Here is an 11158-nt window from a genome sequence, read left to right on the forward strand (position 1 = left end):
CGGCTCACAGCTTGCCGCCCCGTCCGCCGTCCCGCCGCGCGGGCGCGATCAGCGTCGACAGATACGGCAGCGGAGCCCCGTCCAGCTCGGCGGCGGGCTGGATCGACTCCTCCGGCAGCCCCAGCGCCGAACCCCACACGGCACCGTCGATCCGCCCGCTGTCGCGCAGCGCCTCGGCGACCTCGCCCGCCTGCCGGCCGAACTTGTACGCCACGACCGTCCCCGGCCCGTTCAGCGCGTCCTTCAGCACGGCCGCGCCCGCGGTCACCGGCACCAGCGTCAGCGGCTCGGTGCCCTCCGTCAGCACCGCACCGGAGCGCGCCGCCAGATCCTGCATCGCGGTGATCCCCGGCACCGTCTCCACCACCGTCCCCGGCACCAGCTCGGCGACGGTCTGCGCGAGATAGGTGAACGTCGAGTACACGTTCGGGTCCCCGATGGTCGCGAACGCCACCGTGCCCCGGGCCCGCAGCAGTTCGGCGACCCGCTCGCCGGCCGCGTCCCAGGCGGCCTCGCGCCGCGCCCGGTCCGTCCGCTCGTTCAGCGCGAACACCACCCGGACGACCTTCTCCTCGGGCACGTAGTGCAGCACGGTCGCCTCCGCGCGCCCGCGCTCGCCGGTGTCCATCACGGGGACGACCACGACCTCGGCGGCCCGCAACGCGTTCACGCCCTTCACGGTCACCAGCTCCGGGTCGCCCGGACCGACCCCGACTCCGATCAGCCTGCTGCTCATGACGTCCGGCACCTCTCCACGAACCGACGGGCGACACCGGGCTCGGACGCCCAGTGCGTGTGCAGATAACTCGCGTGCACACCGCGCTGTACGAAACCTTCGACGCGCCGCTCGGGCGCCCGCATCCCCCACGCCGGGGCGGCCCCCGCGCCGGGCTCGACGACCGTGCGGTGGAACTCGTGCCCCCGCATCCGCGTCCCGGCCGGCGCCAGCACACTGTTGCCCACGGCCACCGCGTCCCGGTAGCCCAGCGTCAGCCGCTCGCTCATCCGCGCGGAGGCGTCCAGCACCCCGCACATCGGCTGCCCGTCCAGCTCCCGGCACAGATACAGCAGCCCCGCGCACTCGGCCGCCACCGGGGCCCCGCTCATCGCCAGCTCGCCGACCGCCTTGCGCAGCGGCTCGTTGGCGGACAGCTCACTGGCGTACATCTCGGGGAAACCGCCGCCGATCACCAGCCCGCGCGTCCCCTCCGGCAGCTCCTCGTCCCGCAGCGGATCGAAGGTCACCACCTCGGCACCGGCGGCGGTGAGCAGTTCGGCGTGCTCGGCGTAGGAGAACGTGAACGCCGGACCACCGGCGACGGCGACCACCGCGCGCTCGCCGACGGAGACCTCCGGCGGCTCCCAGGCGGCGCACGACAGCGGGCCCGCACCGCGCGCCAGCCCCGCCAGCGCCTCCAGATCGCACCCGGCCTCGACCTGCGCGGCCATCGCCGCCACGGCCTCCACCGCGGCCGTACGCCGCTCGGCGACCGGCACCAGCCCGAGGTGCCGCGACGGCGTGTCCACCTGCTGTACGCGCCTGAGCACCCCGAGCACCGGCACCCCGGACGAGTCCAGCGCCTCCCGCAGCAACGCCTCGTGCCGGTCCGAGCCGACCTTGTTGAGGATCACGCCCCCGATCCGCACCTCCGGATCCCAGGACGCGAAGCCGTGCACCAGCGCTGCCACCGACCGCGACTGCGACGAGGCGTCCACCACCAGCACCACCGGCGCCCGCAGCAGCTTCGCCACCTGCGCGGTGGACGCCAGCTCGCCCTCCCCGGCCGCCCCGTCGTACAGCCCCATCACGCCCTCGACCACGGCCAGGTCGCAGCCCCGCGCCCCGTGCAGGAACAGTGGAGCGACCAGCTCCGGCCCGCACAGATACGCGTCGAGGTTGCGCCCCACCCGCCCGGTCGCGAGCGCGTGGTACCCGGGGTCGATGTAGTCCGGCCCCACCTTGTGCGGGGACACGGCGAGCCCCCGCGCGGCGAACGCGGCCATCAGCCCGGTGGCGACGGTGGTCTTGCCGCTGCCCGAGGAGGGCGCGGCGACGACCAGCCGGGGGACGGACGAGGAGGGGTTCACCACTCGATGCCCCTCTGCCCCTTCTGCCCGACGTCCATGGGGTGCTTGACCTTGGACATGTCGGTCACGAGGTCGGCGAAGTCGACGAGCTTCTCCGGCGCGTTCCGCCCGGTGATGACGACATGCTGGGTGCCCGGACGATTGCGCAGCACGTCCACGACCTCGTCCGTGTCCACCCAGCCCCAGTGCATGGGGTAAGCGAACTCGTCGAGCACGTACAGCTTGTACGTCTCGTTCGCCAGGTCCCGCTTGACCTGCTCCCAGCCCTCGCGGGCCTTCTCCTCGTTGTCCATCTGCGCGTCGCGCTGGACCCAGGACCAGCCCTCGCCCATCTTGTGCCAGGCGACCGAACCGCCCTCGCCGGAGTCGCCGAGCACCCGCAGCGCCCGCTCCTCGCCGACCTTCCACTTCGCCGACTTGACGAACTGGAACACCCCGATGGGCCATCCCTGGTTCCAGGCGCGCAGCGCCAGCCCGAAGGCGGCGGTGGACTTGCCCTTGCCGACGCCGGTGTGCACGACGACGAGCGGCCGGTTGCGCCGCTGACGCGTCGTCAGACCATCGTCGGGAATGACACTCGGCTGTCCCTGCGGCATTACGCGGCCCTCCTCTGTACGTCCTTCACCAGACCGGCGATCGACTCGGCCCGCAGCTCGTCCAGCGTGACCGCCGTACCGCCCAGCTCACCCGCGAGCTGCCCCGCGAGCCCCAGCCGCACCGGCCCCGACTCGCAGTCCACGACCACCGACGCGACCCCGTCGGCCGCGAACAGCCGCGCCGCGCGGGAGGCGAGGGCGACCGGCTCGGGGCCACCGGTGGCCCGCCCGTCCGTCACCACGACGACCAGCGGCCGGCGCGCGGCATCCCGCAGCCGCTCGACCCGCAGCACGTCGTGCGCCTTCAGCAGACCGGCGGCGAGCGGAGTCCGCCCACCGGTGGGCAGCGACTCCAGCCGAGCCGCGGCGGCGTCCACGGACGAGGTCGGCGGCAGCGCGACCTCGGCCGCCGACCCCCGGAAGGTCACCAGCCCCACCTTGTCCCGCCGCTGGTAGGCGTCCAGCAGCAGCGACAGCACGGCGCCCTTCACCGCGCTCATCCGCTGCCGCGCCGCCATCGACCCGGAGGCGTCGACGACGAACAGCACGAGATTGCCCTCGCGGCCCTCCCGGCTCGCCTGCCGCAGATCGTCCCGGCGGATCACCAGCCCCGGACCGGACCGGCCGCGCGCCCGCTGGTGCGGGGCCGCCGCCTGCACGGTCGCCGCCAGGTGCAGCTTGGTCAGCGCGCCCTGCGGACGCCGGGCCCCGGTCGTCCGCCCGTGCTCGGTCCGCGCCCGCGACCGCCGCCCGGCGGCGCCCTCCCCGATGCCGGGGACGCTCAGCACCTTGGTCCGAAACGGCTCGGCGGCTCGTACGGCGGACTGCTCACCCGCGCCGGACGGTTGCGGCTCGCCGCCCTCCCCGGCCTCGGGACGCGCGGCGGTGTCACCGCCCTGCGGGCCGCTGTCGGGAGCGGGCTCCCCACCGCCGCCACCGGGCCCGTCGGGGCCGGGGTCGGGATCATCGTCGCTCTCGCCGGAGAACTGCTCCAGCGTCTCGTCGAGCTTGTCCTCGTCAAGGCCGGGCGCGTCGAACGGGTTGCGCCTCCTGCGATGCGGCAGCGCCAGCAGCGCCGCCTGCCGCACATCCTCCGCGAGCACGTCGGTGCGGCCCGCCCACGCGGCCAGCGCCGTCGCGGTACGCGCCATCACGATGTCGGCGCGCATGCCGTCCACCTCGAACGCGGCACAGGTCGCCGCGATCTGCCGCAGCGCCCCGTCACCGAGCCGCACCTGCGGCAGCAGCTCCCGCGCCGCGACGATCCGCTGCCGTACGGCGGCCTCCTCGTCGGCCCAGCGCGCGGCGAACCCGGCGGGATCGTCGTCGTAGGCGAGCCGCCGCCGCACGACCTCCACCCGCTGCTCCGGCTCCCGGGAGGCGGCGACCTCGACGGTCAGCCCGAACCGGTCGAGCAGCTGCGGCCGCAGCTCGCCCTCCTCCGGGTTCATGGTCCCGACGAGCAGGAAGCGGGCGGCGTGCCGCACGGAGACGCCCTCGCGCTCGACGTACGAGGCGCCCATCGCGGCGGCGTCCAGCAGCAGGTCGACCAGGTGGTCGTGGAGGAGGTTGACCTCGTCGACGTACAGAATCCCCCGGTGCGCGTCGGCGAGCAGACCGGGCTCGAACGCCTTCACGCCCTCCGCGAGCGCCCGCTCGATGTCCAGCGCACCGACCAGCCGGTCCTCGGAGGCGCCGACGGGCAGCTCGACCATGCGGGCGGGGCGCGCGGCCCCGGCTCCCGGCTCGTGCGGCCCGTCCGGGCAGCCGGGATCCGGGGAGGCCGGGTCACACGAGAACCGGCACCCGGGAACGACGGCCACCTCCGGCAGCAGCGCCGACAGCGCACGAACCGCCGTGCTCTTCGCGGTGCCCTTCTCGCCGCGCACCAGCACGCCGCCGACCGCCGGGGACACGGCGTTCAGCAGCAGCGCGAGCCGCAGATCGTCCTGGCCGACAACGGCCGTGAAAGGGAAGGGAGTCGTCACTGGTCGCCCTCCAAGTCGCCTTCGAGCTCCAGGTAAGTGGCGCGCAGCCGCTCCAGCGTGTCCGCGTCCGGCTCGGCCCACAGGCCCCGGTCCGCCGCCTCCAGCAGCCGCTCGGTGATGCCGCGCAGCGCCCACGGGTTGGACTGCTTCATGAAGTCCCGGTTCTCCGGGTCGAAGACGTACTCCGCGCTCAGCTTCTCGTACATCCAGTCGTCCACGACCCCGGCGGTGGCGTCGTAGCCGAAGAGGTAGTCGACGGTCGCCGCCATCTCGAAGGCGCCCTTGTAGCCGTGCCGGCGCATGGCCGCCATCCAGCGCGGGTTGACGACCCGGGCGCGGAAGACACGGTGGGTCTCCTCGCCGAGCGTGCGCGTCTTCACCTGGTCCGGGGTCGCCGAGTCACCCACGTAGGCCTCGGGGTTGGCGCCCGTCAGGTGCCGGACCATGGCGACCATGCCGCCGTGGTACTGGAAGTAGTCGTCCGCGTCGACGAGGTCGTGCTCGCGCGTGTCCACGTTCTTCGCCGCGACCGCGATCCGCCTGAACGCCGTCTCCATGTCCCCGCGCGCCGCCCGCCCGTCGAGCCCGCGCCCGTAGGCGTAACCGCCCCAGACGGCGTACACCTCGGCGAGATCCGCGTCCGAGCGCCAGTTGCGGGCGTCGATCAGGGGCAGCAGGCCCGCGCCGTAAGCCCCCGGCTTCGATCCGAAGATCCGGGCCGTGGCCCGCCGGCGGTCGCCGTGCTCGGCGGTGTCCTCGTCCACGTGCGCCCGCACGTAGTTGGCGTCGGCGGGCTCGGCCAGCTCGGCCACCGCCCGCACCGCGTCGTCGATCAGGCCGACCACATGCGGGAACGCGTCCCGGAAGAAGCCGGAGATACGGACGGTGACGTCGATGCGGGGCCGGCCCAGCTCCTCCAGGCCGATGATCTCGAACCCGGTGACCCGCCGGGACGCCTCGTCCCACACGGGCCGACACCCCAGCAGCGCCAGGATCTCGGCGATGTCGTCGCCCTGGGTCCGCATGGCCGAAGTACCCCAGACCGTCAGACCGACGGACTTCGGGTACTCGCCGTTGTCGGCGAGGTAGCGCTGCACCAGCGAGTCCGCCAGCGACTGCCCGACCTCCCAGCTCAGCCGGGACGGGATCGCCTTCGGGTCGACCGAGTAGAAGTTGCGGCCGGTCGGCAGGACGTTGACCAGACCGCGGGTGGGGGAGCCGGACGGGCCCGCCGGGACGTATCCGCCGTCGAGCGCCTTGAGGATGTGCCCGATCTCGTCCGTCGTACGGGCGAGCCGCGGTACGACCTCCGTGCAGGCGAACTCCAAGACGGCGACCGCGTCGGGCAGTTCGGTGCCGAGTACGTTCCTCAGGAGAGCGGTGCTCTGAGAGGCGTCCCAGCCGCGCTCCTCCATCCCCTCCGCGATCCGCCGGCACAGCTGCTCCAGCAGGTCGATCGCGTCGGAGGCCGTCCGCGCCGGACCCTCCACCAGGTCCGTCAGTTCCACCGGCACCTTCACCGGCGCCCCCGGCTCGGCCAGCAGGTCCTTCTCGACCAGCCCGAAATGGGCCGCCAGCGAGGCCCGGAGTCCCGGCAGCGCGTTCGCCTGCCCGCCCCACACCTGGGACGCCCGCAGCACGGCCAGCACCAGGTTCACGCGCGGCTCGCCCACCGGTCCGCCGCCGAGGATGTGCAGGCCGTCGCGGATCTGCACGTCCTTGATCTCGCACAGATAGCCGTCGATGTGCATGACGAACTCGTCGAACTCGTCGTCGTCCGGCTGCTCGTCCACATGCAGGTCGTGGTGCAGTTCGGCCGCCTTGACCAGCGTCCAGATCTGCGCCCGCACGGCCGGCGCCTTAGCCGGGTCCAGGTCGCTGACCAGCGCGTACTCGTCGAGCAGCTGCTCCAGCTTGGCCAGGTCACCGTAGGTGTCCGCGCGCGCCATCGGCGGGACGAGGTGGTCCACCACCGTCGCGTGGCCGCGCCGCTTGGCCTGGGTGCCCTCGCCGGGGTCGTTGACGATGAACGGGTAGATCAGGGGGAGGTCGCCGAGGACCGCGTCCGGAGCACAGGCCCCGCTCAGCCCCAGCCCCTTGCCCGGCAGCCACTCCATCGTGCCGTGCTTGCCCATGTGCACGATCGCGTCGGCGCCGAAGCTGTTCTCCAGCCAGCGGTAGGCCGCCATGTAGTGGTGGGACGGCGGCATGTCGGGATCGTGGTAGATCGCGATCGGGTTCTCGCCGAAGCCGCGCGGCGGCTGGATCATGACCACGACGTTCCCGAACCGCAGGGACGCCAGCACGATGTCGTCGCCGTCGACGTAGAGGGAGCCCGGCGGCTCGCCCCACGCCTCCCGCATGGCCTCCCGCAGCTCCGGGTCCAGCTTCTCGAACCACGCCCGGTAGTCGGCGAGCGGTACGCGCGCGGGCGCGGCGGCCAGCTGTTCCTCCGTCAGCCACTCCACGTCGTGGCCGCCGGCCTCGATGAGCCGGTGGATCAGCTCGTCGCCGCCGGAGGGGTACTCCGTGAGGCTGTACCCGGCGTCCCGCAGCGCGTCCAGCACCCGCACCGCCGACGCCGGTGTGTCGAGGCCGACCGCGTTGCCGACCCGGGAGTGCTTGGTCGGGTACGCGGTGAAGACCAGTGCGATCTTCTTGTCCGCGTTGGGCTTGTGCTTCAGCCCCGCGTGCCGTACGGCGATCCCGGCCACGCGCGCGGCCCGCTCCGGGTCGGCGACGTACACGGGCACATCGTCGGGGCCCTGCTCCTTGAAGGAGAACGGCACGGTGATCAGACGGCCGTCGAACTCGGGGATCGCGACCTGCATGGCCGCGTCCATGGGGGAGAGGGCGGCGTCGGACTCGTCCCAGGCGGCGCGCGAGGAGGTGAGGCAGAGCCCCTGCAGCACGGGCACGTTCAGGTCCGCGAGCGCGCCGATGTCCCAGGCCTCCTCGTCGCCGCCCGCGGAGGCCTGCGAGGCGTGGGTGCCGCCGGCGGCGAGGACGGTGGCGACGAGGGCGTCGGTCTGCCGGAGGATCTCGTACAGCCCGGCGTCCGCGCCGCGCAGCGAACCGCAGTAGACGGGCAGGGCGTTGGCGCCCCGGGCCTCGATCGCGTCGCAGAGGGTGTCGACGAAGGCGGTGTTGCCGCTCAGTTCGTGGGCCCGGTAGAAGAGCACGCCGACGGTCGGGCGGCCGTCCACCAGGGGACGCTCGCCGTGCACGCCGTACTCCGGCATCTTCTGCGGCGCGGCGAACCCCTCGCCGGTCAGCAGCACCGTGTCGGACAGGAACCGGGCGAGTTCGGTGAGGTTGGCGGGGCCGCCCTCGACCAGGTACTTCAGCGCCTCGGCCACCACACCGGCGGGCACCGACGACTCGGCCATCAGCTCCGCGTCCGGCACGGCCTCGCCGCCGAGCAGCACGGTCGGGACGCCGGACGCCCGCAGCGCGGCGAGCCCGTCCTCCCAGGCGCGCTTGCCGCCGAGCAGCCGTACGACGGCGATGTCCGAGCCGTCGATCAGCGCCGGAAGCTCCTCGGCGACGTCGACGCGGGTCGGGTTGCCGATCCGGTAGGGCGCGCCGGAGGCACGGGCCGCCAGCAGATCGGTGTCGGCGGTCGACAACAACAACACAGTGCCAGTGCTCATGCGGGCGCTCCCGGGGGAATGAAAGGCAGTCCTTGCGGCGCACCGGACTCGATGAGCCGCCACAGCGCGTCCGTGTCCGCGTGCTGTTCGATCAGGTCGCCGAGCCGGTCGAGCTGTTCCTCGCGCAGCGCGGCGAAGGAGATGTCGGCGGCCGGCACGAAGCGGCGCCCAGCGGCGGCGGCCACCTCGCGCAGGAAGGCGCGCCGGAAGCCGTCCGACTCCAGCGAGCCGTGCCAGTGGGTGCCCCAGGTCTGGCCGACCCGGCAGCCGTCCAGGAAGGGCTCCCCGCCAAGGACGTCGGCGACGCCGTGGTGGATCTCGTAGCCCTCGACGCGCTCGCCGAGGGCTTCCCCCTCCGGCCGGGTCAGGGTCTTCTCGCGGGCGAACCGCACCCGCACGGGCAGGATCCCGAGCCCGTCGACGTGCCCCCGGCGGCTCTCGACGTCGTCCTCGATGTGCTCGCCGAGCACCTGGAAGCCGCCGCAGATGCCGAGGACGGGCCTTTCCTGCGCGGCCCTTCGGACGATGGCGTCCGCCAGCCCGCGCTCCCGCAGCCACTCCAGCGCCCGCACGGTTCCGCGCGTGCCCGGAATGACCACGAGGTCGGCGTCGGCCAGTTCCTCGGGCCGGTCCACGAACCGCACCACGACGCCCGGTTCGGCGGCGAGCGCGTCCACGTCCGTGAAGTTGGACATGAGGGGGACGGCACAGACGGCGACCCGCAGCACGTCCTCGCCGACGGGCGGGGCGACGTTCGACTCCCGCACGGTCCCGCGCAGGGAGACCCGCAGGCCGTCCTCCTCGTCGATGCCGAGCCCGTGCCGGAACGGCAGCACGCCGTACGTCCGCCGCCCCGTGAGCCCGTTCAGCATGTCGAGGCCGGGCGCCAGCAGGGAGACGTCACCGCGGAACTTGTTGACCAGGAAGCCGGCGACCAGCTCCTGGTCCTCCGGCGACAGCAGGGCGACCGTCCCGAAGAAGGACGCGAAGACGCCGCCGCGGTCGATGTCGCCGACGACGAGCACGGGCAGCCCGGCATTGCGCGCGATGCCCATGTTGACGATGTCGGTCCGCCGCAGATTGATCTCGGCGGGCGAACCGGCCCCCTCACAGATCACCGCGTCATACGTGCCCCGCAGTTCGGCGAGACAGTCCAGCACGGTGCCGAGCAGCTTCTGCTGCCGCCCGCCGTGATACCCGCGCGCGCTCAGCTCGCCCACCGGCTTGCCGAGCAGCACGACCTGGCTGCTCTGCTCGCCGCCCGGCTTGAGCAGCACGGGGTTCATCAGCGCGGTCGGCTCGACCCGGCAGGCCTGCGCCTGCATGGCCTGCGCCCGCCCGATCTCGGCACCCTCGCGCGTGACAAAGGAGTTGAGGGACATGTTCTGCGCCTTGAACGGCGCGACTTTGACGCCCTGTCGCACCAGCCACCGGCAGATCCCGGCGGTGACGACGCTCTTGCCGGCGTCGGAGGTGGTACCGGCGACGAGCAGACCACCGTTCATCGCTTACGCCCCTTCCTGATGAGGCGTGCGCCCGCGCACACGCCGAGCGCGAGCCAGCTCACGCGCCGGGAGAGCCGTACGGCCCGTCGGATGTCGTTGACGTGGACGGCGCGCCCCGCCTGGTTCAGCACGGGCCGGTGCTCCACGCGCCCCCCGTACGACAGCGTCCCGCCCAGCCGCACCCCGAGCGCCCCCGCGAACGAGGCCTCCACGGGCCCGGCGTTGGGGCTCGGATGCCTGGCGGCGTCGGCCCGCCAGGCATGCACGGCCCCGCGCGGATCGTCACCGGCGAGCGCGGCGAGTACGGCGGTCAGCCGCGCCCCCGGCCACCCGGCGAGGTCGTCGAGCCGGGCGGACGCCCACCCGTAACGCCGATACCGGGGCGACTTGTGCCCGACCATGGCGTCGAGGGTGTTGACGGCCCGGAACCCGAGCAGGCCGGGCACGCCCCCCACGGCCCCCCACACGAGCGCGCCCACGACGGCGTCGGAGGTGTTCTCGGCGACGGACTCGACGACGGCCCGGGCGATCCCGTCGGCGTCCAGCGCCTGCGGATCCCGCCCGCACAGATGGGGCAGCCGCTCCCGGGCGGCCTCGATGTCGCCCGCCTCCAGCGCCCGCCCGATGGCGGTGGCCTCGCGCGCGAGCGAGGTGCCGCCGACGACGGCCCAGGTGGCGGCGCCGGTCAGCGTGACGGAGGCGGCGGGGGAGGACCGTACGACCCGCGAGGCCACGGCCCCCAGGGTGATGGCGCCACCGGCGCACACCACGGCGTGCAGGACGCCCCGCCCCCGGTGGTCGCGGTACAGGACACGTTCGACGGCGGCCGCGGCCTGCCCGAACGCGGCGACCGGATGCCCGCGGCGCGGATCGCCGAGGAGCAGATCACCGAGGAGACCGGCGGCGGCGCCGTACGCGAAGACGCGATCGGCACGCATGGGACTCAGCCGACCGTGGGGACGGGGGGGAGCCTTCTGGAGTTCCTCGATCGGCAGCCGAGCATCGCGTTATGTCCTCACTCAGGGTGTCCGCGCCCTGGTTCGACGAGACCGGCGGTGAGAGTTCCTGGCTCCCGGGGGTTGTCCTTCCCCGGTCACAGTGGCGGGACCGCGCCGGATTCACACCGGGCTTCCTCTCCTGCCGCCGTACATGGCTCCGGCAGTCCACCACGCGGTCGGAACGGCCGTCAACTTGCCGTTGACCTGCGAGGGGGGAGTGTGCAGAACCCCACATGCCCGGCACCGGCCCGCGCTCCTCCCCGTGCGGGTGGCCTTCCGTGAAGCCGGTTGCGGGGGAGGCGGGGGGCGCCTCCAATACGTCGTGCGAAG

7 protein-coding genes and 1 riboswitch are annotated in these 11158 nt (G+C 73.5%); all 7 genes read right to left on the reverse strand.

Annotated elements, in window-relative coordinates; all coding sequences use genetic code 11:
* Nucleotides 1-4 precede the first annotated feature (4 nt).
* Genes cobI through ACZ42A_RS33950 form a run of 7 tightly spaced genes read right to left on the reverse strand, consistent with a single transcriptional unit; the run spans nucleotide 5 to nucleotide 10768 of the window.
* The gene (gene cobI, locus ACZ42A_RS33920; protein WP_468531152.1) at nucleotides 5-736 is read right to left on the reverse strand and encodes a precorrin-2 C(20)-methyltransferase; all 732 of its coding nucleotides are present in this window, start codon (nucleotides 734-736) and stop codon (nucleotides 5-7) included.
* Nucleotides 733-2088 (reverse strand): cobyrinate a,c-diamide synthase, encoded by a 1356-nt coding sequence (locus tag ACZ42A_RS33925; RefSeq protein WP_468531223.1) that lies wholly within the window; start codon nucleotides 2086-2088, stop codon nucleotides 733-735. The genes cobI and ACZ42A_RS33925 overlap by 4 nt, the downstream gene beginning before the upstream one ends.
* Nucleotides 2085-2684, reverse strand: a complete 600-nt coding sequence (gene cobO, locus ACZ42A_RS33930) for a cob(I)yrinic acid a,c-diamide adenosyltransferase (protein ID WP_468531153.1) — start codon at nucleotides 2682-2684, stop codon at nucleotides 2085-2087. Before cobO ends, ACZ42A_RS33925 begins: the two co-directional genes overlap by 4 nt.
* A complete protein-coding gene (locus ACZ42A_RS33935) occupies nucleotides 2684-4672 on the reverse strand; it encodes a putative cobaltochelatase (protein ID WP_468531154.1) in 1989 nt (662 codons plus the stop codon). Before ACZ42A_RS33935 ends, cobO begins: the two co-directional genes overlap by 1 nt.
* Nucleotides 4669-8325, reverse strand: a complete 3657-nt coding sequence (cobN, locus tag ACZ42A_RS33940) for a cobaltochelatase subunit CobN (protein WP_468531155.1) — start codon at nucleotides 8323-8325, stop codon at nucleotides 4669-4671. Before cobN ends, ACZ42A_RS33935 begins: the two co-directional genes overlap by 4 nt.
* On the reverse strand, nucleotides 8322-9830 hold the full coding sequence (locus tag ACZ42A_RS33945; RefSeq protein WP_468531156.1) for a cobyric acid synthase: 1509 nt from the start codon (nucleotides 9828-9830) through the stop codon (nucleotides 8322-8324). The genes cobN and ACZ42A_RS33945 overlap by 4 nt, the downstream gene beginning before the upstream one ends.
* Nucleotides 9827-10768, reverse strand: coding sequence for a cobalamin biosynthesis protein (locus ACZ42A_RS33950; RefSeq protein ID WP_468531157.1), 942 nt, complete (start codon nucleotides 10766-10768; stop codon nucleotides 9827-9829). The genes ACZ42A_RS33945 and ACZ42A_RS33950 overlap by 4 nt, the downstream gene beginning before the upstream one ends.
* A gap of 102 nt (nucleotides 10769-10870) precedes the next feature.
* Nucleotides 10871-11013, reverse strand: a riboswitch (cobalamin riboswitch).
* Between the last annotated feature and the right edge of the window lie 145 nt (nucleotides 11014-11158).

The sequence above is a fragment of the Streptomyces sp. NPDC030838 genome, assembly GCF_055572035.1.